The sequence below is a fragment of the Profundibacter amoris genome (assembly GCF_003544895.1).
Taxonomy (GTDB): Bacteria; Pseudomonadota; Alphaproteobacteria; order Rhodobacterales; family Rhodobacteraceae; genus Profundibacter; species Profundibacter amoris.
This window is the reverse complement of the sequence record NZ_CP032125.1, coordinates 565,633-589,844: the sequence shown is the minus strand read 5'-3', so window position 1 is coordinate 589,844 and position 24,212 is coordinate 565,633. Positions and strand designations below refer to the sequence as shown.

Below are 24,212 nucleotides of genomic sequence, written 5' to 3'. Positions count from 1 at the left end.
CTTATTCTTGCGCTGCGGGCGCTGTTTCGGGGGGGGCGTTGCGGGGTGTATCCATCTGGGCCAGTATATCGCGGACCTGCGGACAACCGGCGTTCGGGTCCGGGGCAAAAGTGACCTCGGATTCTTCCCATATCTCGTCCAGTGCTTCCAGATCGTTTGGATCGTCTTCCTTTACGGCCAACAATTCGGCAACAATTGCCTGATCGGCAACCTCGCCGGAAATGTGCAGGAGGGCGGCAAAGGCCGGCGCATAAATGCTTTCGCGTCGTGTGAGACGTGTGCAAAGCACTTCCAGTATATGCGCGGCATCGGCCAGCACCTCCCGCGCCTCGTCAATGGGACGCATTGCGAGGAATTCCAGCAGCACAGGAATATGATCGGGCAGTTCGGTTGACGCGGGTTCAAACCCTGCCGCCCGATAGTTTTCCACCAGATCGACCATCGCCGGCCCCCTGTCACGGCTGTCGCCGTGGACATGTTCGAACAGGTTCAAGCTGAGGCTGCGCGAGCGGTCAAACAGCCCGACATATGTTTCCTGCAGATCATAGATATCACCAATGGCGATTTCGTTAATCAGCACGGAAAGTTCATTGATCAGACCGGCGGGGAGCAGATCACCCTGCCCCAGCGCTTCGATCAATTCGGCCTTGGCGGCCTGTAGCTCTTCTGTCGGATAGCTCAGAAGCGCCGATATCGCTTTCAGAGGCATATGCATCAGAATACCTCCCGGGCGGCGGCGGGCATCGGCGGAATAGAGAAGCCTTTGTCCTTTTTCTTGCCGCCGAACATGCTGCCTTCGGAAATACCGGTGGAACAGCCGTTGCCATCGGTAAAGCCACAGCCGGTGCGGATATCCATGCCGTCCTCGACTGTTTCGCGGTGCGTTGTCGGCACCACAAAGCGGTCTTCATAGTTGGCGATGGCCATGATGTGATACATGTCCTCGATCAACTCGGTCGTCAGACCGACCCGTTCGGCGATGCCTTCGTCGATTACACCGTCGATGGTTTTGCTGCGCATATAGGCGCGCATCGCCAGCATCCGTTCCAGTGCTGTGACCACGGGGGCCTCGTCACCGGCGGTCAGCATGTTGGCCAGATAGCGCACAGGGATGCGCAGGGATTTTACATCCGGCATATCGCGGTCCAGCCCGATTGCGCCGGCTTCGGCGGCATTCTGGATGGGCGACAGTGGCGGGATATACCAGACCATCGGCAAGGTGCGGTATTCGGGGTGCAGCGGGAAGGCGATCTTCCAGTCCATCGCCATCTTGTAGACCGGCGATTTCTTGGCGGCTTTGATCCAGTCTGCGGGAACACCGTCGGCAATGGCCTGCGCTTCTACAGCGGGGTCATTGGGGTCAAGGAACATATCCAGCTGTGCCTGATACAGATCCTTTTCCGAAGGCGTATTCGCCATTTCCTCGATCCGGTCGGCGTCATACAGGATCACACCCAGATAACGGATGCGGCCCACGCAGGTTTCCGAACAGACCGTCGGCATACCTGACTCGATCCGTGGATAGCAGAAGGTGCATTTCTCGGACTTGCCGCTTTCCCAGTTGTAGTAGACCTTTTTGTAAGGACAGCCGGACACACACATCCGCCAACCGCGACATTTTTCCTGATCGATCAGAACAATGCCGTCTTCTTCGCGCTTGTAGATCGCGCCCGAGGGGCAGGATGCGGCACAGGCGGGGTTCAGACAGTGTTCGCACAGGCGGGGCAAATACATCATGAATGTATTTTCGTATTCGCCATAGATTTCCTTTTGAACACCTTCAAAGTTGTAGTCCTTGGACCGCTTACTGAATTCACCCCCCAGGATTTCCTCCCAGTTGGGACCGCCGACGATCTTTTCCATCCGCTCGCCTGTGATCACCGAACGCGGACGCGCGGTGGGGAAGGCGGGCATGTCAGGGGCCGATTTCAGGTGGTCATAGTCAAAGGTGAACGGCTCGTAATAGTCGTCGATCTCGGGCAGGTCAGGATTGCCAAAGATTTTCGCCAAGATGCGCCATTTGCTGCCCTGTTTGGGGTGCAGTTTGCCGCGTTTTGAACGTTCCCAGCCGCCATTCCAGCGGGCCTGATTTTCCCAATCCTTGGGATACCCGATACCGGGTTTGGTTTCGACGTTGTTGAACCAGGCGTATTCAACACCTTCACGGCTGGTCCAGACATTTTTACAGGTAACCGAACAGGTGTGACACCCGATACATTTATCAAGGTTCAGCACCATGCCTATTTGTGCGCGGATTTTCATTCTGCTGCCTCCGTAGATGTGACAGGGGTATCAAGCCAGTCGATTTTCTTCATTTTGCGGACGATCACGAATTCGTCGCGGTTCGAGCCGACAGTGCCGTAGTAATTGAAGCCATAGGATTGCTGGGCATAGCCGCCAATCATATGCGTCGGTTTTACCGTGACGCGGGTGACCGAGTTATGGATACCACCCCGAATGCCGGTTTTTTCCGATCCCGGTGTATTCACGATCTTTTCTTGGGCGTGATACATATAGATGGTGCCTTGCTTCATCCGCTGGGACACAACCACACGGGCCGTAAGTGCGCCGTTGGCGTTGTAGGCCTCGACCCAGTCGTTATCGACCAGACCGGCGGTTTTGGCGTCCACTTCGGAAATCCAGACCACCGGACCACCACGGTTCAGTGTCAGCATGTGCAGGTTGTCCGAATAGGTACTGTGGATACCCCATTTCTGGTGCGGTGTGATAAAGTTGAGGATCACATGTGGTTCGCCCTCGTCAGTATTGATATCCGGGTTGATCGTTTTCAGATCGACCGGAGGACGGTAGCTGCAGAAGCCTTCACCGAAGGCCAGCATCCATTCATGATCCTGATAAAGCTGCTGACGACCAGTCAGCGTGCGCCACGGGATCAACTCGTGAACGTTGGTGTAACCGGCGTTATAGGACACATGTTCGCTTTCGATCCCCGACCATGTAGGCGAGGAAATGATCTTGCGAGGCTGCGCCGCAATATCGCGGAAACGGATTTTTTCATCCTCTTTGGATTTGGCCAGATGCGCGTGCTCGCGCCCTGTCGCTTTGCCCAACGCGTTCCAGGCTTTCACCGCCACTTCACCGTTGGTTTCAGGGGCCAGCATCAGGATCATTTCGCAAGCATCAATCGCGGTATCCAGTTTGGGTTGGCCTTTGGACACACCCTCTTCCAGAACCACACCGTTCAGATCACGCAGGTGCTGCACTTCGACCTTGGTATCCCAGCCGATGCCCTTGCCGCCATTGCCCAGTTTGTCGAGCAGCGGACCTACCGAAGTATATTTGGCATAGATTTGCGAATAATCCCGCTCGACCTCGATATAGTTTGGCGCGGTTTGGCCCGGGATCAGGTCGCATTCGTCCTTCTTCCAGTCCCGCACGCGGTCCTGCATCACTTCCATCGGGCTGTCATGCTGCAAGGGCCATTGCACAACGTCGGTTTCCACATCCAGAATTTCCGGCGCGATTTCACTGACCGATTTTGCAATGCCTTTGAAGATTTCCCAGTCCGTGCGGCTTTCATAGGCCGGATCAACCGCCGCCTGAAGCGGGTGGATGAACGGGTGCATGTCGGATGTGTTCATGTCGTCCTTTTCATACCAGGACGCCGTCGGCAGAACGATATCCGAATAAACCGCCGTAGTGGACATGCGGAAGTCGATGGTCACCAGCAGGTCAAGTTTACCTTCGGGGGCCTTCTCGTGCCATTTGGCCTCTTTAGGCATCCGGCCACCTTCTTCACCCAGATCCTTGCCCAGTACACCGTGATCGGTGCCCAGCAGGTGCTTGATGAAATATTCATGGCCTTTGCCGGACGCGCCCAGCAGGTTCGAACGCCACACGAACAAATTGCGCGACCAGTTTTCCGGCGCATCTGGATCCTCGCAGGACATTTCCAGTTTGCCGGATTTCAGCTGTTCCGCCACATATTCAGCAACGGGTTGGCCGGCCTTCTTGGCCGCTTTGCCCACTTCCAGCGGGTTGGTTTTCAACTGCGGAGCAGATGGCAGCCAGCCCATGCGTTCAGCGCGGATATTATAGTCAATCAGGCTGGCATCCCAATCGCCCTTTGGCGCAGTGGGGGACAGGATTTCCTTAACGTCCAGCTGCTCGTAACGCCATTGATCGGTGTGGGCGTAAAATGCCGAAGTCCCGTTCATGTGCCGCGGTGGACGATGCCAGTCCAATGCAAAGCACAATGGAGTCCAGCCGGTTTGCGGGCGCAATTTTTCCTGACCCACATAGTGGCTCCAGCCACCACCGGATTTACCGACACAACCACACATCACCAGCATGTTGATGATGCCGCGATAGTTCATGTCCATATGGTACCAGTGGTTCAGACCGGCCCCCAGAATGACCATCGAACGGCCTTCGGTTTTTTCCGCATTCAGCGCGAATTCGCGGGCAACCGTTTCAATCTTTTCGGCAGGAACGCCGGTGATCTTTTCGGCCCATGCGGGGGTATAGGGGATGTCTTTGGAATAATCATCCGTGACCCATTCACCGCCAAGGCCTCGATCCAGCCCGTAGTTTGCACAAAACAAATCGAATACTGTGGCTACAAGGATTTCCTTTTTGCCCGATTTGATCCGCTTGACCGGCACATTCTTTGTCATCACCTCGGGGTGGTCGCATTTGACGAAATGCTTGGTGGCCTGGCCGCCGAAATAAGGGAAGTCAACGCCAACCACATCGTCACGGTCTTCTTCCTGAATAAAGGACAACATCAGTTCGGTGTCTTTACCCTTGGCGCGCTCCTCGAGGTTCCATTCTCCATCTTCCCCCCATCGGAAACCGATTGTGCCATTGGGCACGACAGGGCTTTTGGAATTACCATCCCAAGCCACGGTTTTCCATTCGGGATTGTTCTTCTGGCCCAGCTTCCCTTGCAGATCATCCGCCCGCAACAAGCGGCCCGGAATTAATTGGCCATCTTTTTCCTCGATCCTTACCAGCATCGGGAAATCCGAATATTTGCGGGTGTATTCCTCGAAATAGGGGGCCTGACGGTCCAGATGGAATTCACGCAGGATAACATGGCCCATCGCCATTGCCAGCGCACTGTCGGTGCCAGCCTTGGGGTTCAGCCAGATATCGCCAAATTTTGCGGCCTCGGAATAGTCAGGGCTGATCACGGCGGATTTGGTGCCTTTATAGCGAACTTCGGTATAGAAGTGCGCGTCGGGCGTGCGGGTTTGGGGCACGTTCGACCCCCAGATCAGCAGGTAACCGGCATTATACCAGTCAGCTGATTCCGGCACATCGGTTTGCTCGCCCCATGTCATCGGGCTGGCGGGTGGCAGATCGCAATACCAGTCATAGAACGATAGACATGTTCCACCCAGCAAGCTTAGGTAACGGGCACCCGCGGCGTAAGACACCATCGACATCGCAGGGATCGGAGAGAAACCGAACACGCGGTCAGGACCATATGTTTTGGCAGTGTAGGCGTTGGCAGCACCGATGATCTCGTTGGCCTCTTCCCATGTGGCGCGCACGAAGCCGCCTTTACCACGGGTTTTGACATAAGAGGCACGCAGGATCGGATCATCCTGAAGGGCCTTCCAGGCAGCCGTTGCGCTCATGGTGGCACGCAGCTTGCGATAGGCGCGCAGCATCTTGCCACGGATCAGCGGGGTTTTCACGCGGTTGGCGGAATACAGATACCAGCTGTAGGAGGCGCCACGCTGGCAACCACGCGGTTCGTGGTTGGGCATGTCGGGGCGGGTGCGCGGGTAATCGGTCTGCTGGGTTTCCCAGGTCACGATACCGGATTTGACGTAGATTTTCCACGAACACGAACCCGTGCAGTTCACACCGTGGGTGGAGCGCACGATTTTGTCGTGACGCCAGCGATTACGGTAAACATCTTCCCAGTCGCGGTTTTCGATGGTGGTTTCACCATGTCCGTTGGAAAACGTATCCAGTCTTTTGGACTGGAAGAAATTCAGGCGGTCGAGCAGATGGCTCATTTGTTTCTCTCCTGTTCTGGGGGATGCCGCCCCGACGTGATGCCGGGGCAGACAGGGATATGTTTTACGGGTTCTTCACATAGGCGCCGGGGCGCAGGTAGAACCACCAGTTGATGGCGATACAGACACCATAGAAGATGGCAAAACCATACAGGGCGTATTCAGGTGTGGTTGCCTTGATCTGTTCCCCGAACACTTTGGGGATGATGAAGGCACCATAGGCAGCCACAGCCGAGGTCCAGCCCAGTACGGGTCCGGCCTGTTCCTTGTTGAACACAACCGCGATGGTGCGGAAGGTCGAGCCGTTGCCGAGACCGGTGGCTGCAAACAGGATCAGGAACAGGATCATGAACGGCAGGAAGTAGTCCTGCGGTGTCGCCGAAGCATAAGCCAGTTTCAGGAAGTAAGCCACACCCAGCGCCGACGCGACCATCACAACCGAAATGATTTGCGTCACTTTCGCGCCGCCCATCTTGTCGGCAATCATACCGCCAACGGGGCGGATCAGGGCGCCGATGAACGGACCCATCCAGGCATACATCAGGGCCGAGGGGCCAAGATCGTTCACAGTGTTATGCGTCATCACCCCGTCAACCATCACATGCTGGAAACCAAAGACAACTTTGATGGCCAGCGCAAATGTGGCGGCGTAACCGATAAATGAGCCAAAGGTCATGGTGTAGATCACGGTCATGGCCCAGGTGTGCTTGTTGCCGAAAATCTTGTACTGGCGTGTCAGGTTTTGGCCAACCGCGCCGGGGATCATTTTCAGCAGGATTACCGTCAGTGCAATCACGATCGGCAGCACGATCCATTTGGACACCATCAGACCCGAAGTCGGCAGACCACCGGGTACAGCAGGCAGCATCAGCCACAGACCAAAGGCCGCGGTCACAAAACCCACCAGCAACATGCCGGTGATGGTGGCAAAGGCCCCGATCGGGTTTGGAATGTCGGGCGAAACATGTTCGTCACGGATGTTGTTCATCCCGAACCAGCCAATAATGGCCAACGGGATCAGGAACACCAGCCAGATAAAACCCGCGTTCTGGATATAGGTTTCGGTGCCGGCCGGAATTTTCCCGATCAATGTGCCCGAAGTATTCACCAGTGTGCGGCTTGGTCCACCAAAAATGCCCACAGTCATAACCAGCGGGATCAGGATCTGCATAGTGGTCACACCGAAGTTGCCCAGCCCCGCATTCATGCCCAGCGCATAACCCTGCACTTTTTTAGGATAAAAGAAGGAAATGTTCGACATCGAAGAGGCAAAGTTGCCACCCCCGATACCGGACAGGAAGGCCAGCAACTGGAACTTCCAAAGCGGTGTGTTCGGATCCATCAGCGCCAGACCGGTGCCCAGTGCAGGGATCATCAGCAAAGCGGTGGTGAAAACAATAGTATTCCGCCCGCCCGCGATGCGGATAAAGAATGTTGACGGGATCCGCAGGGTCGCACCGGTCAGACCGGCAATCGCGCCCAAGGTGAACAATTGCGATTTTTCAAACGGAAAACCGAGGTTGATCATCTGAACCGTGATAATCCCCCAATACAGCCAGACAGCAAAGCCGATCAGCAGGCTGGGGATCGAAATCCACAGATTCCGTGTTGCGATGGACTTGCCGGTCGAGGCCCAATAGCCCTCGTCCTCGATGTCCCAGTTTCTGATATCTTGTCCCAAGGTATTTCTCCCTTTGGTGGTGGTTTTTATGGCGGGCCGCCTGTGCCGCCCGCCTGTTTATTCGAATTAGTGCGGAACGTCTGACAGGTGGGTGTTCTTTGTCAGTTCCGGATGTGCCTTGCGATCCATCGAGCGGATCGCCAGATGCATCCAGATCATGCTGATGGCCACGATGATGAACATCAGCATGAACACGACCGACCAGACCTGAAACACATCCAGCAGGATGCCAAAGGCAATCGGCAGAACAAACCCGCCCAGACCGCCGATCATCCCGACCAGACCGCCAACAGCGCCTACGTTGTGCGGGAAATATACGGGGATGTGTTTGTAAACAGCCGCCTTGCCCAAACTCATCACAAAGCCAAGGATCACGGTCAGGAACACAAACAGGTAAAGCGGAATACCAAAGCTGAACTCGATCAGATTGGGGGAACCGTCTTCATGCGGGATGCCTTCGACGATATAGGTAGTTTCAGGATAGCTCATGACAAAAAGCACAACCAGCGACACGCCGAAGGTCAGATACATCACATAACGTGCGCCCCAGACATCGGACATCCAGCCGCCCAACGCGCGAAAGATCGAGCCAGGCAGTGAATACATACCGGCGAACACACCCGCCGAAGTCAGCGCGACACCGTAGGCACCGACATAGTAACGCGGCAGGAATGAAGCGAATGCCACGAACGCACCGAACACAAAGAAATAGTAGGTGGCAAAACGCCAGACCTGCATATTTTTCAGCGGCTCCAGCTGCTTCAGGGCCGAAACGGGCTTTGCACCGGTTTCTTTCTGCATTTTGCGAACCGGATCTTCCTTGGCGAAGATGTAGAAAACAATGGCCATGATCACCAGAACCACAGCGTAGATGCGTGCAGTGTCTTCCCAGCCGTATGCAACCACAAGGAAAGGTGCGGCAAAGTTGGTAACAGCCGCGCCGACGTTACCGGCCCCGAAGATGCCCAGTGCGGTGCCCTGTTTCTCGGCCTCGAACCAGCGGGACACATAGGCAATCCCGATGATGAACGAACCACCGGCCAAACCCAGCCCGAGGGCCGCCATCAGGAACACAGCATATGTATGAACCGATGCCAGCAACCAGACCGAAATCGCTGTGACCAGCATTTGCAGCGGCAGCATGATGCGGCCCCCGAACTGGTCGGTCCAGATCCCCAGAAAGATGCGGCTGAGCGAACCTGTCAGAACAGGTGTCGCGACCAAAAGGCCGAACTGGGTTTCGGACAGGCCCAGATCTTGTTTAATTTTAACACCGATAATCGAGAAAATCGTCCAAACGGCAAAACAAACTGTAAAAGCCAAAGTGCTCAGTCCCAACGCCCGGTACTGGTCTGATTTGGTCACTCCATCAAGTTCATGCATTATGTGCCCTCCACGTTATTATGCGCAGCTATGCGCTTTGCGCTATGTAACCACAGGACATTGTTTCCAGAGTCAATAACTTGATCCACATCAAGTGGCGTCATATTTTCTTTTAAAATAAATAGGTTAGAGACATATGTCATGTGACGGAAGGTTAATTATTGCGCGCGGCAACCACATGCTTCCATTGCCGCCTTGACAATCAGCGCCCATTCGATTGATATATGTCAAACGCCAATCAGTGAGCATCCTATGCGCGACAGTGATATTCCCGCGATTCGAACGCTTGAGCTTTTCCGCGAAATGTCGGACGAAAGCTTTGCCGAACTGGTGCGCGGAGCATATGTTCAGAACTTTCCACCCAATATGGAATTGATCGTCGAAGGAGATCCTTGCGACTTTTTGCATATCGTTGTGGATGGCTCGGTCGAACTGTTTGCCAACTGGAATGAACGCGAAACCGCGATGACGATCCTGCGCGAAGGGGCGACGTTTATTCTGGCGGCTGCCATTCGTGACGCGCCGAACCTGATGTCGGCCCGCACGCTGGAACGATCCCGCATTATCATGGTGCCCGCCGAAGACGTGCGTGCCGTATTCCAGAAAGACCATGATTTCGCCCGCGCGATCGTGCAGGAACTGGCCTATTGCTATCGCGGTGTGATCAAAGGTGTGAAGGGGCTAAAGCTGCGCACCTCGATTGAACGTCTGGCAAATTACCTCCTCAAGTTGCAAAAAAAGATGGGCGGCGGCGACAAATTCGAACTGCCGATCGAAAAGCGCCGCCTGGCATCTATTCTGGGGATGACACCGGAAAACCTGTCGCGCGCGATTAAAGCGTTGCGGCCTTACGGGTTGATTATTGACGGGCAGAATATCGAAATTACGAAACCGGATGACCTAAAAAAGCTGGCCAAACCAACACCGCTGATTGACGATCCCAGAAGCTAGAAGCCCCGAAATATTTTAAAGATTTCGGATCGTTTTCTTTCAAAGAAAACGCGCGCGACGCCTCGGGTTTCCCAATAACTTGTTTGCCCTGCGTTATTATCGTAGCGTCCCCCCATGAGCACAGTTTTTATCACTCACAACGATTGCCTGTCACACATCACGCCCCCCGGTCATCCCGAGCAGGTGGCACGGCTGGAACATGTGCAACAGGCCCTGAGCGCGCCGGAATTCGTTAATTTGCAGCGCGAGGACGCCCCGCTGGCAGAGGACAGCCACATCCTGCTGGCCCATCCGGCGGCACATATCAAACGGGTGCGCGATGCCGCCCCGACCGAAGGCACAGTATCACTGGACCCCGACACACATATGTCTGCTGGCTCGCTGACTGCGGCGTTACGGGGTGTAGGGGCGAATATCCGCGCGGTGGAAATGGTGATGAATGGCGAGGTGAATAACGCCTTTTGTGGCATCCGCCCGCCCGGCCACCACGCGGAACAGGAAAAACCGATGGGGTTCTGCCTGTTCGGCAATGTCGCCATTGCCGCAAAACACGCGCTGGAAAACTGCGGGGCCCGACGGGTGGCCATCGTCGATTTCGACGTGCATCACGGCAATGGCACCCAGTCCCTGCTGTGGGACGAATCCCGCGCCCTGTTCTGCTCCAGCCACCAGATGCCGCTTTACCCCGGCACCGGTGCCGCCACCGAAACCGGTGCCTTTGACAATGTATTGAACTACCCCCTGCCCGAGGGCTGTACCACCGCCACCCTGCAAGCCGCCTATGACGGCGAAATCTTTCCGGCAATCGAGGCCTTCAAACCCGACCTGATCCTTGTATCCGCCGGATTTGACGCCCACCGCGCTGACCCGCTGGCCGGTCTGATGTGGGAGGTCGAGGATTTTGTCTGGCTGACAAACCGCATTTGCGATGTGGCCGACAAGGTTTGCGAGGGGCGCATTGTCTCGACATTGGAAGGCGGATATGATCTGGACGCATTGGCGGCCTCGGTGGCTGCACATGTAAAGGTTTTGATGGAGCGCGGCGGATGAGCGACAAACCGGTAGACAAGATGAGCTTTGAAGAGGCAATGGCAGCACTTGAGGCCGTTGTGGGCCAGCTTGAGCGCGGAGACGTGCCGCTTGAGGAATCGATCAAGCTGTATGAACGCGGGGCCGAGTTGAAGAAACGCTGCGAGGCCAAGCTGAAGGAAGCCGAAGAAAAGGTTGCCGCGATCACGCTGGGCGAAGACGGGCAGCCAACGGGGACAAAGCCGGTCGAAGGGCTGTAAATGTTTGCCAGATCACTGAACGACGCGGCAGGGCAAATCGGCATCTGCCTGCAACAGCTTATGGCACCGCTGGGCGATCTGCCTGTGGTGCAGGCGATGCGTTATGCCACTTCCGGCGGCAAACGGCTGCGGGGGTTTCTGGTGCTGGAAACGGCGCGGCTGCACGGGGTGGACGCGGCGCGGGCGCTGTATCCGGCGGCGGCTGTGGAAATGCTGCACGCCTATTCGCTGGTGCATGACGATCTGCCCTGCATGGATGACGACGATCTGCGCCGTGGCCAGCCCACGGTGCATGTGAAATGGGATCAGGCCACGGCGGTTCTGGCGGGGGATGCGCTGCAAACGCTGGCGTTTGAAACCCTGACCCGCACCGAGGTCTCGGGTGATCCCTTGGTGCGGCTGGAACTGGTGGCGACACTGGCGCGAGCCTCGGGTGCGCAGGGGATGGTGCTCGGACAGGCGCTGGACATTGCTGCCGAAACCGCCCCCCATCCGCTGACTTTGCCGGAAATCACCCACCTGCAAGACGGCAAAACCGGCGCACTGATCCGCTGGTCCGCCGAGGCCGGCGCGATGATGGCGGGCGCGGATGTGAAACCGATGCGCGACTATGCAACCGCGCTGGGTCTGGCCTTCCAGATCGCCGACGATATTCTGGATGTCGAGGGCGACGCGGCCAAGGCCGGCAAACGGCTGGGCAAGGACGCGGAGGCGGGCAAGGCCACCTTTGTTTCCCTGCTGGGGCTGGACGGGGCCAAGGCGCGCGCGGCGGAACTGGTGGATCAGGCGCAGGCGGCTCTTGCACCTTTTGGCGCAAAGGCAGATACTCTGCGTCAGGCCGCGCGGTTCGTCATTGCGCGGGATAAGTGAGTATAACCCGATGAGCGACCGCCCCGATACCCCGATGCTTGACCGTGTTACGGTTCCCGCAGACCTGAAAACCCTGTCCGACCGCGAGCTGGCGCAACTGGCCGACGAATTGCGGGCCGAAGTGATTTCTGCCGTGTCTGTCACCGGCGGCCATCTGGGGGCTGGGCTGGGCGTGGTGGAACTGACCGTGGCGCTGCATGCGGTGTTCGACACCCCGCGTGACCGGCTGATCTGGGACGTGGGCCACCAGTGTTACCCGCACAAGGTGCTGACAGGGCGGCGTGACCGCATCCGCACCCTGCGACAGGAAAGCGGGCTGTCGGGTTTCACCAAACGCGCGGAATCCCCTTATGACCCGTTTGGCGCGGGCCACAGTTCGACCTCGATTTCCGCCGCCCTTGGCTTTGCCGTGGCGCGGGATCTGGGCGGCGCGCCGGAACACGGCATTGGCGATGCAATAGCGGTAATTGGCGACGGGGCAATGTCTGCCGGCATGGCCTATGAGGCGATGAACAACGCGGGTCATCTGAAGAAACGCATGTTCGTGATCCTGAACGATAACGAAATGTCCATCGCCCCGCCGGTTGGCGCGATGTCGGCTTACCTTTCGCGCCTTTATGCAGGCGAGCCGTTTCAGGAATTGAAATCTGCCGCCAAGGGCGCGGTCAGCCTGTTGCCCCCACCCTTTAAGGAAGGGGCCAAGCGCGCCAAGGAAATGCTGAAATCCATGACCGTCGGCGGCACCCTGTTCGAGGAGCTGGGCTTTTCCTATGTCGGCCCGATCGACGGGCATGATCTGGACCAGTTGCTGCCGCTGCTGCGCACCGTCAAGGACCGCGCCACAGGGCCGATGCTGATCCATGTGCTGACCAAAAAGGGCAAGGGCTATGCCCCCGCCGAAACCGCGCGTGACAAGGGCCACGCAACCGCCCAGTTCAACGTGGTCACCGGCGAGCAGAAAAAAGCCCCCGGCAACGCCCCCAGCTATACCCGCGTGTTTGCCGACGCTTTGTTGCAGCAGGCCGCCGAAGATGACAAGATTTGCGCTGTGACCGCCGCGATGCCCGACGGCACGGGGCTGAACCTGTTTGCCGAACGCTATCCCAGTCGCTGCTTTGATGTAGGGATTGCCGAACAGCACGGGGTGACCTTTTCAGCGGCCTTGGCCGCAGGCGGAATGAAACCGTTTTGCACGATGTATTCGACCTTCCTGCAACGGGGCTATGACCAGGTGGTACATGACGTGGCGGTGCAACGCCTGCCCGTGCGCTTTGCCATTGACCGCGCCGGACTTGTGGGCGCCGATGGCCCGACCCATGCGGGTATTTACGACATTGCCTTTCTGGCCAACCTGCCCGGTTTCGTAGTGATGGCCGCCGCGGACGAGGCCGAGCTGGTGCATATGGTCGCCACCGCCGCCGCGATTGACGATCACCCCAGCGCCTTCCGTTTCCCGCGTGGCGAAGGGGTGGGGGTGGAACTGCCCGAACGCGGCGTGCCGCTGGAAATCGGCAAGGGGCGGATTATTTCCGAAGGGACTCGCGTTGCGATCCTGTCCTTCGGCACCCGGTTGTCCGAGGTGCAGAAGGCCGCTGAATCGCTGGCCGCCAAGGGGATTACCCCGACCATTGCCGACGCCCGTTTCGCCAAGCCGCTGGACCGTGAAATGATCCTGCAACTGGCCGCCGGTCACGAGGCCCTGATCACCATCGAGGAAGGTGCCATCGGTGGTTTCGGCAGCCATGTGGCCCAACTTCTGGCCGATGAAGGCGTGTTTGATGTGGGTCTGAAATTCCGCAGCATGGTGTTCCCCGATACTTTCATCGACCACGCCAGCCCCGCCGCGATGTATGCCGCCGCCGCGATGAACGCGCCGGATATCGAGGCAAAGGTGCTGGATGTTCTGGGCATTGCCGATCTGTCCAGCCGTCGTGCCTGAATTATCAGGGCGTCGTCACGCAATTCTTGTGCCCACAAACATGACTGCCATTGCCGGAAATCGGCATCACGTTGCGAATAGATCACATCTGGGAACATGAATAACCTATTGCTTTGATTGCTGCCTGCCGGCAGGTAGACTATCCGCGATTTTATTGGTTTTCGAGTTACTATTTTACACCGCAATCGCATTTGAAAGGATAACAAACATGCCCATGTCTTGGCGTTCACATTTACTCGCAACCACATTCATCATTACCGGAACCGCGGCAATAGCCGATCCCGGCTATTATTATGGTGGCGGGCTGTCTTTTAGCCGGGCCACTTCTTTTAGCGGGTTCTTCACTGAAAGTTCCGACACAAGCCCCGCACTTGGCCTGACATTTGGCTACCGTTTTGAAAACGGCAATGCGTTTTTCGGGCCGGAAGCGGATATCGATCTGTTTTTCGGAAGTGAATTTGAATTCGCTGGCACGACTTGTGCCGCAGGTGGTGCTGCCGGACCCTATTACTGCACGCGCGATGCGGTTATCCGCCTGCGTGGCATTTATGGCCAAAGCCTGAATAACGGGCTGGAATGGTTTGGCTCCGGCGGTGTCGGTATTATGGTCGGGGATGGAGCTACCAATGTCGGGACTACAGACAGGGGTGTGAATGCGGGCTTCACCCTTGGTCTGGGCCTGCAAAAAACCCTTGGGCGCGGGATGCTCCGCGGGGAAGTGATCTATGACAGGTTTGATACCTCCCTGACGAAACCCACTATTGGTATAACCGAGTATGAACCCGATTATGAGGCCACAACGCTGAAAGTCAGCTACATCATAAGCTTCTGATCCTTGAAGGGGTGATCTTCGGGTTTCCCCTTGTCCTTTGCCCCGAAACACCCCGTCCCTTGCGGCTTCCCTGTGTGAACGGGCAAACGCGGGTGATCGCCATTTTTCCGATTTACTCTGGCCCACTTGTCCCCATTGTCCTAGTTTCGCTGAAAATACACAGGGGAAGGACAACCGATGACCACAGGTTTTTTTCGGGACGAGAAATGTTTCTGGCACACAGGCGGCAATTATGCCGCGCGTTTTCCCACTGGCGGGCTGGTGCAGCCGATGGTGGCCGGTGGCCTGCCTGAAACCCCCGAAAGCAAACGGCGGCTGAAAAACCTGCTGGATGTGACAGGGATTATTCACGAGCTGGACGCCCGATCCGCCCCTGCTGCAACAGACAAAGATCTGGCGCGGGTGCATACGGAAGATTACCTGCGCAAGTTCAGGGAAATGTCACAGAACGGCGGCGGCGAAATCGGCCTGCGCGCGCCCTTTGCGCAGGATGGATATGACATCGCCGCCCTGTCTGCGGGGCTGGCCAAGGGGGCTTTGCAGGCGGTGCTGAAAGGGGAAATGCAAAACGCCTATTCCCTGTCGCGCCCGCCCGGCCATCACTGCCTGCCGGATTTCCCCAACGGGTTTTGCCTGCTGGCCAATATCGCCATCGCCATTGAATCCGCTTTGGCCGACGGGTTGTGCAAACGGGTGGCGGTGGTGGATTGGGACGTGCACCACGGCAACGGCACCGAGGCGATCTTCTATGACCGCGCCGATGTGCTGACCATCAGTGTGCATCAGGATCGCAACTATCCGCTGGACACCGGTGCGGCCACGGATCGCGGCGAAGGGGCAGGCGAAGGGTTCAACATGAACATCCCCCTGCCCGCCGGCGCTGGCCATGTGACATATCTCGAGGCGATGGAGCGGCTGGTCACCCCTGCCCTGCGCGCGTTTTCCCCCGATGTGATCATCATCGCCTTCGGCTATGATCCCGCGATCGACGATCCGTTGGGCAGGATGCTGTGCACCGCCGATACCTTCCGCCGGATGACCGCGCAGATGATGGCGGCGGCGGATGAACTGTGTGGCGGCAGGCTGGTTCTGGTGCACGAGGGGGGCTATTCGGAATCCTATGTGCCCTTCTGTGGTCATGCGGTGCTGGAACAGATGTCGGGCAGCAATATCACTGCGCCTGATCCGCTGGCCGAAGCCTATGTGATCCGCCAGCCCAACGCCGATATGCAGGCGGTATTTTCCAAGGTGATCGGTGATCTGGAAGGGCAGTTCTTTTGAACGCCAAGGTAATCCTGTTCAACAAGCCGTTCAACGTGCTGTCGCAGTTTACGGATGCGGGGTCAGTGGGCAGTTCGCGCAAAACCCTGTCCGAGTTTATCGACGTGAAAGGTGTCTATGCCGCCGGCCGGCTGGACAAGGACAGCGAAGGGTTGCTGGTTCTGACCGATGACGGGCGGCTGCAAGCCAAGATCAGCAATCCGAGGCACAAGATGGCGAAAACCTATTGGGTGCAGGTCGAAGGGGTGCCGGAGGACGCGGCGCTGCAATCCTTACGGGATGGCGTGGTGCTGAAAGACGGTAAAACGCGGCCTGCCAAGGTGAAGCGGATGGAGGAACCCAAGGCCCTGTGGCCGCGTGATCCGCCGGTGCGGTTTCGCAAAACCGTGCCAGATAGCTGGCTAATGATCACCATCACCGAAGGGCGCAACCGGCAGGTGCGGCGGATGACGGCGGCGGTGGGGCATCCGACATTGCGGCTAATCCGTTACCGGATCGGATCGTGGACGATTGACGGGCTGGATAGCGGGGAATGGCGGCAGGTTTGAATGAATGGAGCCCCTGCGGGGCACTCTTTTGTTTTGCGCCTGACGGCGCGGTGCCTCCGGCGGGGATATTTGGGCGAAAAAGAAACAAGGGGCCATTTTTGCCCGCCCCTTGAACCGCCGCGTGAAATCACCGACATATATCGGGCCAACAGGAGAAACCGCTATAATGAGCCTTGCCGACAATGCTGCCGTGATGGAGTTCCTCCTGACCCGCAGATCCCGCCCCTACAGAACCCTGACCACACCTGCACCGGATCGCGTGGCGCTGGAACCATTGTTAACCGCCGCCGCCCGTGTGCCGGATCATGGCAAGCTGGAGCCGTGGCGGTTTGTCGTTTTGCAAGGACAGGCGCTGCAACGCCTTGCCGCCCTTGCCCGGACCCGTGGGGCGGCTTTGGGGTTCGATCCCGACAGGATTTCCAAGACCGCCGACAGTTTCGCCAATGCGCCGCTGATCGTGGCTGTGATTGCCGCGCCCAAGCCTTCGGATAAAATCCCGCCGGTCGAGCAATGCTATTCCGCCGGTGCGGCCTGTCTGTCACTGCTGAACGCGGCTTTAGCGTCCGGCTGGGGGGCGAACTGGTTGTCCGGCTGGCCCGCCCATGATCGCGAATTCCTGACGCGGGGATTGGACCTGTCCGGCAGCGAAACCGTGGCCGGTTTTATCCATATCGGCAGTGAAACCTGCACCCCGCCCGACCGGCCGCGCCCTGATATGAGTGCCATCACAGACTGGATCGAGGAATGATTTTCAGCGATTTTGCCAAAGCCGTCAGCCAGTTGACCGACCCGCGTTTCCTGCGGGTGTTGCTGTTCGGGCTGGCCATGACCATTGCCTTGTTGTTCGGATTCTACGCCGGTTTCCTGTGGCTGATCGACAATCTTGCCCCTGACACCCTGACCATCCCCTTTGTCGGCGAGGTCACATGGCTGAAGGATTTGTTAAGCTGGGGATCGGTCGGGTTCATGCTGATCCTGTCGTTTTTCCTGATGATCCCCGTGGCCTCGGCCTTTACCGGTCTGTTTCTGGAGGACATCGCCAAAGCGGTCGAACGCCGGTATTATCCCGACCTGCCCCCTGCCCCGCGCATCCCGTTTCGGGAAAACATCATTGATACGCTGAATTTTCTGGGCGTGCTGATCGGTGCCAATATTCTGGCGATACTGGTCTATGCTGTCACCAATGTCGCCAGCCCGCTGGTGTTCTGGGCGCTGAACGGTTTTTTGCTGGGGCGGGAATATTTCCAGCTGGCCGCGATGCGCCGTTTGGGCCGGGACGGGGCCAAGGCATTGCGCAAACAACATTCCGGCACCATCTGGATGGCAGGGTTGCTGATGGTGGTGCCGTTAACGATTCCCGTCGTCAATCTGTTCGTGCCCATTCTGGGGGCGGCAACCTTTACCCACCTGTTCCACCGTTTGCAGAAGGCGGGGTAAAGTGGTCGAACCAGTCGAAATCCTCGACCTCAATCACGCCGCTCAGGATCACGACCATCAGGATGGACCACAAAACCACGGTCACCACCGTCACAATCAATGCCCGCTTCTTTAGCTGCGGATCAACAGGGGCCGAGGACGGTGTGCCACGGGCCACCTTGCCGACATCGGCCTGGGTTTTCAAGCGCAGGGGCAATACGATGAACAGGGTCATGAACCAGATCACGGCGAACAGGACAAGAGCGGAAGTTATGGCCATGCCTACACCTGCTCCAGCTCGACCAGCGTGCCGGTGAAGTCCTTGGGGTGCAGGAACAGAACCGGCTTGCCGTGGGCGCCGATTTTGGGTTCGCCTGTGCCCAGAACGCGCGCACCCGATGCTTTCAGCTTGTCACGCGCGGCAATGATGTCATCGACTTCGTAACAGATGTGGTGGATGCCGCCCGACGGGTTCTTGGCCAGAAAACCGTTGATCGGGCTGTCCTCGCCCAGCGGATGCAACAGTTCGATTTTGGTGTTGGGCAATTCGATAAAAATCACCGTTACCCCGTGGTCCGGTTCATCCTGTGGCGCGCCCACCTTGGCCCCCAGTGTATCGCGGTACAGGGCGGCGGCGGCATCCAGATCCGGCACGGCTATGGCAACGTGGTTCAGACGTCCGATCATAATTGGTTCCTTGTGTTCGCTTTGCCCAAGTTATGTAGTGCGCGCGGCACCGGTGCAAGCATTCCTTGGGCATAATTTCGCGCCGTTAACTTCGTCTTAGCCAATCTCGGGCTTACTCCGAGTCGCTCGCAACACTGCAAAGGGGAACATGATGGATGATTTTGACGACATAATGCTGGCCCGCACACCCACTGCCGCGCGGCCCCTGCTGGGCCTGACCGTGCTGGTGGTCGAGGATAGCCGCTTTGCCAGCGAAGCGATGCGCCTGTTGTGCCTGCGATCCGGCGCGCGGATCCGGCGGGCCGATTGTCTGACCTCGGCACGCAAACATTTGCGGGTTTACCGTCCCTCGGTGGTGGTGATCGATCTGGGATTGCCGGACGGGTCCGGCACCGGCCTGATTGCCGAACTGGACAAGGCCAGCCCGCGTATCGACGTATTGCTGGGGATCAGTGGCGATCCGGCACGCGAGGGCGAAGCGATGGCGGCGGGCGCAGATGGTTTTCTGTCAAAACCGGTTGAAACCCTTGGCGCATTCCAGCAGGCAATCCTGTCACTTTTGCCGGAAACGGCACAACCCCCTGCCCCGCGCCAGATACCGGACGAGGCCATTCAGCCCGACCCGTTTACCTTTCGCGAGGATATTGCCCGCGCTGCAGGTGTGTTGCAGGACGGCCCCGACGGGGATGCACTGGATTATGTCGCCCAGTTCACCAGCGGCATTGCCCGCAGTGCCCATGATACACAGCTTGAGGCCGCCGCCGTTGCACTGGCCAAAGACCGTGCCATAGGGCGGTCGATACGCGGGGATGTGCAGCGGTTGAGCGGTATATTTCGGGAACGGCTGGCCGGTGGTGAAGTGGTTTAGACGTTGCGCAGGTCACTTGTCAGTGCGGACAGGCTGTTGTGCTGCTGGCCGTTTGCGTCAAAATTTTCGGGATCCAGCCAGGTTTGATAGGCAGTTTTCAACACAGGCCATTCGCTGTCGATCACCGCGAACCACGCTGTATCGCGATTGCGACCTTTGATCACCATATGCTGGCGGAAAATTCCCTCAAAGCTAAAGCCGAACCGCAGGGCCGCCCGTCGTGACGGCGCGTTCAGGGTGTCGCATTTCCATTCGTACCGCCGGTAACCCGCCTCAAAGGCCCATTGCATCATCAAAAACATCGCCTCGGTCGCGGCGCGGGTGCGTTGCAGGGGCGGGGTGAAAACAATGCTTCCCACCTCGATGACCCCCATTTCCGGTTTGATGCGCAAATAACTGGCAACCCCTTCAACCCGTCCGGTTTCAAGGTTCCGAATGGCGTAATAGAACGGATCATCCAAAGCCGCAGCACTGCGCACCCATTCGAAATATGTGGCCGCACTGGAAAATGGCCCGTGAGACATGTAATCCCAAATGGACGTATCCAGTTGGTTGGCTTGGTACAATTCGTCAGCATGGCGGTCCGCATCCAGCCGTTCCAGCCGTGCATAGCGCCCTTTCAGAACAGGCGCCGAGGGGCGCGGCCGAGGCGTCCAGTTCGTTAGTTTGCGGCCCATTTTTGCGTCCTGACCCATGCCAATGCTCCTGTTTTACAGGGACACTACTGCGCCCGACCTGCCCCGGAAACCCAGAAATCGCACCACTCTTACCCAATTTTGGCCGCATTTGCCGCCCATCTTACCCAATGTAAAAGAAAATTTGTCTATATTTGCAGGAGTTGCCAGTATGTTGAAATCCATGTTCCGCTTTGCCCATGACGATGATGGCAGCACCACTGTGGACTGGCTGGTGCTGGCTACCGGCGTTTTGTCATTGGTCATGGCCATCGTCCTGACCGCAACCGGCAATGCGAATGCCGGGTCCAGCCAGCCAGAAACCGTTATCACGGCCAACGACTAAATCCGGCCTGTCACGGCTGTTACAATCAAGCCCGAAAAAGAAAACCCCGCAGGTTCAGCCGCGGGGTTTTGTGTTTTTGTAATCTGCTTTGAATTATTCCTGCGGGATCACCCGCAAGTGCAACTCGCGCAGCTGTTCGTTCATCGGTTCATTCGGCGCGCCCATCATCAGGTCTTCGGCACGCTGGTTCATCGGGAACATGATGACTTCGCGGATGTTGGCCTCGTTGGCCAGCAGCATCACAATGCGATCAATTCCGGCCGCACAACCACCGTGGGGCGGAGCGCCGTATTTGAACGCATTCACCATGCCGCCAAAGCGTTTTTCAACTTCGTCCCTGCCGTAACCGGCAATTTCAAACGCCTTGAACATGATTTCCGGTTTGTGATTGCGGATCGCGCCCGAAACCAGTTCATAGCCGTTGCATGACAGGTCATACTGATAGCCCAGAACCTCGAGCGGATCCCCTTCCAGCGCCTCCATGCCGCCCTGGGGCATCGAAAACGGGTTGTGTTCAAAATCGACCTTGCCGGTTTCCTCGTCCCGCTCGTAGATCGGGAAATCGACGATCCAGGCAAAGGCGAAACGGTCCTCGTCGATCAGTTTCAGCTCGCGACCGATTTCATCACGGGCCCGACCGGCCACAGCCTCGAATGCCTTGGGCTTGCCGGCAAGGAAGAACGCGGCATCGCCGACTTCAAGACCCAACTGCTGGCGAATAGCTTCGGTGCGCTCAGGGCCGATATTTTTCGCCAAAGGCCCAGCGGCTTCCATCCCGTTGCCCTGATCACGCCAAAAGATATACCCCATCCCCGGCAGGCCCTCTTTTTGCGCAAAGGCGTTCATACGGTCGCAAAATTTGCGCGAGCCACCACCGGGCGCCGGAATGGCGCGGATTTCGGTGCCTTCCTGCTCCAGCAGTTTCGCGAATATCGCAAAGCCCGAGCCGCGGAAATGCTCGGAAACGATCTGCATCTTGATCGGGTTGCGCAGGTCGGGCTTGTCGGTGCCATACCAAAGCGCCGCGTCCTTGTAGGAAATTTGCTCCCATTCGGTATCGACCTTGCGCCCCTCACCAAATTCCTCGAACACGCCCTGAATCACCGGCTGGATGGTGTCAAACACATCCTGCTGGGTGACAAAGGACATTTCCATATCCAACTGGTAAAAATCGGTTGGCGAGCGATCGGCGCGCGGGTCTTCGTCGCGGAAACACGGGGCGATCTGGAAATATTTGTCATAGCCCGACACCATGATCAGCTGTTTGAACTGCTGGGGGGCCTGTGGCAGCGCGTAAAACTTGCCGGGGTGCAGGCGCGACGGGATCAGGAAATCGCGCGCGCCTTCAGGGCTGGACGACGTGATAATCGGTGTCTGGAATTCGCGGAACCCCTTGTCCCACATCCGTTTGCGCATGCTGGCCACCACATCACTGCGCAGTTTCATGTTGTTTTGCAGCTTCTCGCGGCGCAGGTCCAGATAGCGGTATTTCAGGCGGGTTTCCTCGGGGTATTCCTGATCACCGAACACCATCAGCGGCAGTTCGTCAGCGTGCCCCAACACCTCGATATCGCGGATGAATACCTCGACTTCGCCGGTGGGGATTTTCGGATTGATCAGGCTTTCGTCCCGCGCCATCACGTTGCCGTCAATCCGGATGCACCATTCCGAACGCACCTTTTCGATTTCGGCAAACACCGGGCTGTCCGGATCGGCCATCACCTGCGTGATGCCGAAATGATCACGCAGATCGATAAACAGCAAGCCGCCGTGATCACGCACCCGATGCACCCAGCCCGACAAGCGGACATTATCCCCGACGTTGGATTTGTTCAGTTCGGCGCAAGTGTGGCTGCGATAGGCGTGCATAGTCGTCCCCTTGTGGGCAATTTCAGGTTTCCAGCCGATACACCCTGCAAAACGGCCAAAGTCAAGGTCACATCCCTGTTTTGCGGCCTTTCAAAATGAAATTTGCACCATTCCCTTTGATGAACATGCTATTATAGGTGGTCGGCACAATGATTTGCATCCAGTTGCAGAAATCACATCATCCGCTAATGTTTCCAATTCAAGTATTATCAACTGCACTACTGGCCCCCTATAATCGCGAATGCAAAGGGTCCAAGTGTATTTTGGCATTAAAGAGTTTGTGAAATGATACCACGTTCGACAAGAACGGCAATTTTGCTGGTTATATTTTTTTCGACGATGCTTTTTGCTGTTTTCTACAATGTGCGATCCCCGGATCTGCTGGCAAACTGGATGGGCGGCCATTTTTATCAAATTGGCGCCTTGGACCAAATTTACCCCTCCGATACACAAACCTATTCAATGCTCCCCCCTGATGCGTGGATGCCTTACCTCAAGGATCAGGGCTATGACGGTTCTGTGTTTCCATTCATTTACCCCCCGCTTTGGGTCCATATATTTGGCTGGCTAACAACTGTGACCACATATGAAACGCTGTCGAACCTGGCACGGGCCATCAATCCGGTTCTTATGGGAAGCATGGTTGTTCTGGCCTGGCGAAGCATGGGCAATACAATGTCTGTTGCTGTTTATACCTTCATCGGCTTGCTCATTCTGGTCAGCACAACGATCGGGTTTGTCCCGATTTACCAGAACCAGTCGCAAATACTGGTCAGTTTTCTAATCGTACTGGCAATTGAACGGAGCCGTTACAATGCGCCGGTAATAGCCGGCGTTGCATTGGCTATCGCGGCATCGATCAAGTTATATCCAGCCTTGTTTGCGCTATTCTGGCTGGCCAGCGGAAATCGAAAAGCCTTTGGCAGTTTTATTGTGGCGGGTCTTGTTTTGGCGGGGGCTTCGGTTTTGCTTGCGGGTTGGCCTTTGCATCAGACATTCTTGCATGAAGTCATGATAATCAACCATACGGCTATGGTTAACTTAATGAATACATCAATCGACGGGGCCATTGCCCAACTGTTCTTCGCCGATGATCTGGATTTCGTTCAATCTGCCGGTAATATGCAAACTCAGGACTTGTCATTAGGTTGGTATATCTTGAAAAAATCCACGCTCTGGGGGGGGATATCAGCGGTTGCAATGGTGCTGACTATTGTCGTCATATCGCGTCTGTTCAGGAAAAACCCGGTAGGGACCCCGCAACATGATCTTGCTTGGCCATTGGTGATCATAATTGTTGCATTACTTAATCCTATTTCATGGAGCTATCATTATATGCCGGCGGTGGCCTTTGCGCCTGCATTGCTGATCTATTATCGGCCAAGCATAGCTGTTCTTTTACTGGCCATATTATTTACCCCGTTTTTAATGATCAAATATGTATCCCTGCCTGATTTCGGCTGGATCAAGAATCCGGACCAGATTGCCTCTACAATCGGGATGATCGGATTGGCGGTTGCATTTGCCGTCGCCATGCGGCGAAATCCGCGCCATTCCAACACACCGGACAGCATGTAGCAGCATA

Annotated in this window: 22 protein-coding genes; 13 read left to right on the top strand and 9 right to left on the bottom strand. The window is 57.0% G+C overall.

The window, feature by feature from the left end; all coding sequences use genetic code 11:
- Window position 1 precedes the first annotated feature (1 nt).
- From narJ to BAR1_RS02855, 5 genes are all read right to left on the bottom strand, one after another.
- Window positions 2–715, bottom strand: coding sequence for a nitrate reductase molybdenum cofactor assembly chaperone (gene narJ, locus BAR1_RS02875; protein ID WP_118941621.1), 714 nt, complete (start codon window positions 713–715; stop codon window positions 2–4).
- On the bottom strand, window positions 715–2,262 hold the full coding sequence (gene narH, locus BAR1_RS02870) for a nitrate reductase subunit beta (protein WP_118941620.1): 1,548 nt from the start codon (window positions 2,260–2,262) through the stop codon (window positions 715–717). The genes narJ and narH overlap by 1 nt, the downstream gene beginning before the upstream one ends.
- Window positions 2,259–5,993 carry a nitrate reductase subunit alpha gene (locus BAR1_RS02865; protein ID WP_118941619.1) on the bottom strand — a complete coding sequence of 1,245 codons (3,735 nt, stop codon included), beginning with the start codon at window positions 5,991–5,993 and terminating at the stop codon, window positions 2,259–2,261. The genes narH and BAR1_RS02865 overlap by 4 nt, the downstream gene beginning before the upstream one ends.
- Window positions 5,994–6,057: 64 nt before the next feature.
- A complete protein-coding gene (locus BAR1_RS02860; protein WP_118941618.1) occupies window positions 6,058–7,674 on the bottom strand; it encodes an MFS transporter in 1,617 nt (538 codons plus the stop codon).
- A gap of 66 nt (window positions 7,675–7,740) precedes the next feature.
- Window positions 7,741–8,997, bottom strand: coding sequence for an MFS transporter (locus BAR1_RS02855; RefSeq protein ID WP_267128384.1), 1,257 nt, complete (start codon window positions 8,995–8,997; stop codon window positions 7,741–7,743).
- 312 nt (window positions 8,998–9,309) lie between these two features.
- On the opposite strand from BAR1_RS02855, the gene BAR1_RS02850 reads away from it, so the two are divergent.
- The 10 genes from BAR1_RS02850 to BAR1_RS02805 all read left to right on the top strand — a co-directional run bounded on the left by BAR1_RS02850 (window position 9,310) and on the right by BAR1_RS02805 (window position 18,204).
- Window positions 9,310–10,008 (top strand): helix-turn-helix domain-containing protein, encoded by a 699-nt coding sequence (locus BAR1_RS02850; RefSeq protein WP_118941616.1) that lies wholly within the window; start codon window positions 9,310–9,312, stop codon window positions 10,006–10,008.
- 114 nt (window positions 10,009–10,122) lie between these two features.
- Window positions 10,123–11,058, top strand: a complete 936-nt coding sequence (locus BAR1_RS02845) for a histone deacetylase family protein (protein ID WP_118941615.1) — start codon at window positions 10,123–10,125, stop codon at window positions 11,056–11,058.
- A complete protein-coding gene (locus tag BAR1_RS02840) occupies window positions 11,055–11,297 on the top strand; it encodes an exodeoxyribonuclease VII small subunit (protein ID WP_118941614.1) in 243 nt (80 codons plus the stop codon). The genes BAR1_RS02845 and BAR1_RS02840 overlap by 4 nt, the downstream gene beginning before the upstream one ends.
- Window positions 11,298–12,167: a polyprenyl synthetase family protein gene (locus tag BAR1_RS02835; protein ID WP_118941613.1), complete on the top strand. Its 870-nt coding sequence runs from the start codon at window positions 11,298–11,300 to the stop codon at window positions 12,165–12,167.
- A gap of 10 nt (window positions 12,168–12,177) precedes the next feature.
- The gene (dxs, locus tag BAR1_RS02830; protein WP_118941612.1) at window positions 12,178–14,106 is read left to right on the top strand and encodes a 1-deoxy-D-xylulose-5-phosphate synthase; all 1,929 of its coding nucleotides are present in this window, start codon (window positions 12,178–12,180) and stop codon (window positions 14,104–14,106) included.
- A 208-nt stretch (window positions 14,107–14,314) separates the two neighbouring features.
- Window positions 14,315–14,938, top strand: coding sequence for an outer membrane protein (locus BAR1_RS02825; protein ID WP_118941611.1), 624 nt, complete (start codon window positions 14,315–14,317; stop codon window positions 14,936–14,938).
- Window positions 14,939–15,115: 177 nt separating this feature from the next.
- Window positions 15,116–16,219, top strand: a complete 1,104-nt coding sequence (locus BAR1_RS02820; protein ID WP_118941610.1) for a class II histone deacetylase — start codon at window positions 15,116–15,118, stop codon at window positions 16,217–16,219.
- Window positions 16,216–16,767: an rRNA large subunit pseudouridine synthase E gene (locus BAR1_RS02815; RefSeq protein ID WP_118941609.1), complete on the top strand. Its 552-nt coding sequence runs from the start codon at window positions 16,216–16,218 to the stop codon at window positions 16,765–16,767. Before BAR1_RS02820 ends, BAR1_RS02815 begins: the two co-directional genes overlap by 4 nt.
- A gap of 166 nt (window positions 16,768–16,933) precedes the next feature.
- Window positions 16,934–17,515 (top strand): nitroreductase family protein, encoded by a 582-nt coding sequence (locus BAR1_RS02810; RefSeq protein ID WP_118941608.1) that lies wholly within the window; start codon window positions 16,934–16,936, stop codon window positions 17,513–17,515.
- A complete protein-coding gene (locus BAR1_RS02805; RefSeq protein ID WP_118941607.1) occupies window positions 17,512–18,204 on the top strand; it encodes an EI24 domain-containing protein in 693 nt (230 codons plus the stop codon). The genes BAR1_RS02810 and BAR1_RS02805 overlap by 4 nt, the downstream gene beginning before the upstream one ends.
- Here the strand turns inward: BAR1_RS02805 and BAR1_RS02800 are convergent.
- Together BAR1_RS02800 and mce are read right to left on the bottom strand one after the other, a co-directional pair.
- Window positions 18,167–18,463: a DUF1467 family protein gene (locus BAR1_RS02800; RefSeq protein ID WP_118941606.1), complete on the bottom strand. Its 297-nt coding sequence runs from the start codon at window positions 18,461–18,463 to the stop codon at window positions 18,167–18,169. The two genes, BAR1_RS02805 and BAR1_RS02800, sit on opposite strands and share 38 nt — an antisense overlap.
- Before the next feature lie 2 nt (window positions 18,464–18,465).
- Window positions 18,466–18,870 carry a methylmalonyl-CoA epimerase gene (gene mce / locus BAR1_RS02795; protein WP_118941605.1) on the bottom strand — a complete coding sequence of 135 codons (405 nt, stop codon included), beginning with the start codon at window positions 18,868–18,870 and terminating at the stop codon, window positions 18,466–18,468.
- Between the two features lie 151 nt (window positions 18,871–19,021).
- Between mce and BAR1_RS02790 the strand changes: the two genes are divergently transcribed.
- On the top strand, window positions 19,022–19,738 hold the full coding sequence (locus BAR1_RS02790; protein ID WP_194295018.1) for a response regulator: 717 nt from the start codon (window positions 19,022–19,024) through the stop codon (window positions 19,736–19,738).
- Here BAR1_RS02790 and BAR1_RS02785 read toward each other — a convergent pair.
- The gene (locus BAR1_RS02785) at window positions 19,735–20,433 is read right to left on the bottom strand and encodes a GNAT family N-acetyltransferase (protein WP_118941603.1); all 699 of its coding nucleotides are present in this window, start codon (window positions 20,431–20,433) and stop codon (window positions 19,735–19,737) included. The genes BAR1_RS02790 and BAR1_RS02785 overlap by 4 nt on opposite strands.
- A gap of 151 nt (window positions 20,434–20,584) precedes the next feature.
- Between BAR1_RS02785 and BAR1_RS17855 the strand changes: the two genes are divergently transcribed.
- Window positions 20,585–20,758 (top strand): hypothetical protein, encoded by a 174-nt coding sequence (locus tag BAR1_RS17855; protein ID WP_162891651.1) that lies wholly within the window; start codon window positions 20,585–20,587, stop codon window positions 20,756–20,758.
- Between the two features lie 93 nt (window positions 20,759–20,851).
- Here BAR1_RS17855 and aspS read toward each other — a convergent pair whose 3' ends face one another.
- Window positions 20,852–22,627 (bottom strand): aspartate--tRNA ligase, encoded by a 1,776-nt coding sequence (gene aspS / locus BAR1_RS02780; protein ID WP_118941602.1) that lies wholly within the window; start codon window positions 22,625–22,627, stop codon window positions 20,852–20,854.
- A gap of 285 nt (window positions 22,628–22,912) precedes the next feature.
- On the opposite strand from aspS, the gene BAR1_RS02775 reads away from it, so the two are divergent.
- Window positions 22,913–24,205 (top strand): glycosyltransferase family 87 protein, encoded by a 1,293-nt coding sequence (locus BAR1_RS02775; protein WP_118941601.1) that lies wholly within the window; start codon window positions 22,913–22,915, stop codon window positions 24,203–24,205.
- Window positions 24,206–24,212: the final 7 nt, after the last annotated feature.

Coding starts and splice junctions, on each gene's coding strand:
- narJ (WP_118941621.1), bottom strand. CDS start 715: ATGCATATGCCTCTGAAAGCGATATCGGCGCTTCTGAGCTATCCGACA.
- narH (WP_118941620.1), bottom strand. CDS start 2,262: ATGAAAATCCGCGCACAAATAGGCATGGTGCTGAACCTTGATAAATGT.
- BAR1_RS02865 (WP_118941619.1), bottom strand. CDS start 5,993: ATGAGCCATCTGCTCGACCGCCTGAATTTCTTCCAGTCCAAAAGACTG.
- BAR1_RS02850 (WP_118941616.1), top strand. CDS start 9,310: ATGCGCGACAGTGATATTCCCGCGATTCGAACGCTTGAGCTTTTCCGC.
- BAR1_RS02845 (WP_118941615.1), top strand. CDS start 10,123: ATGAGCACAGTTTTTATCACTCACAACGATTGCCTGTCACACATCACG.
- BAR1_RS02840 (WP_118941614.1), top strand. CDS start 11,055: ATGAGCGACAAACCGGTAGACAAGATGAGCTTTGAAGAGGCAATGGCA.
- BAR1_RS02835 (WP_118941613.1), top strand. CDS start 11,298: ATGTTTGCCAGATCACTGAACGACGCGGCAGGGCAAATCGGCATCTGC.
- dxs (WP_118941612.1), top strand. CDS start 12,178: ATGAGCGACCGCCCCGATACCCCGATGCTTGACCGTGTTACGGTTCCC.
- BAR1_RS02825 (WP_118941611.1), top strand. CDS start 14,315: ATGCCCATGTCTTGGCGTTCACATTTACTCGCAACCACATTCATCATT.
- BAR1_RS02820 (WP_118941610.1), top strand. CDS start 15,116: ATGACCACAGGTTTTTTTCGGGACGAGAAATGTTTCTGGCACACAGGC.
- BAR1_RS02810 (WP_118941608.1), top strand. CDS start 16,934: ATGAGCCTTGCCGACAATGCTGCCGTGATGGAGTTCCTCCTGACCCGC.
- BAR1_RS02805 (WP_118941607.1), top strand. CDS start 17,512: ATGATTTTCAGCGATTTTGCCAAAGCCGTCAGCCAGTTGACCGACCCG.
- BAR1_RS02800 (WP_118941606.1), bottom strand. CDS start 18,463: ATGGCCATAACTTCCGCTCTTGTCCTGTTCGCCGTGATCTGGTTCATG.
- mce (WP_118941605.1), bottom strand. CDS start 18,870: ATGATCGGACGTCTGAACCACGTTGCCATAGCCGTGCCGGATCTGGAT.
- BAR1_RS02790 (WP_194295018.1), top strand. CDS start 19,022: ATGGATGATTTTGACGACATAATGCTGGCCCGCACACCCACTGCCGCG.
- BAR1_RS02785 (WP_118941603.1), bottom strand. CDS start 20,433: ATGGGTCAGGACGCAAAAATGGGCCGCAAACTAACGAACTGGACGCCT.
- BAR1_RS17855 (WP_162891651.1), top strand. CDS start 20,585: ATGTTGAAATCCATGTTCCGCTTTGCCCATGACGATGATGGCAGCACC.
- aspS (WP_118941602.1), bottom strand. CDS start 22,627: ATGCACGCCTATCGCAGCCACACTTGCGCCGAACTGAACAAATCCAAC.
- BAR1_RS02775 (WP_118941601.1), top strand. CDS start 22,913: ATGATACCACGTTCGACAAGAACGGCAATTTTGCTGGTTATATTTTTT.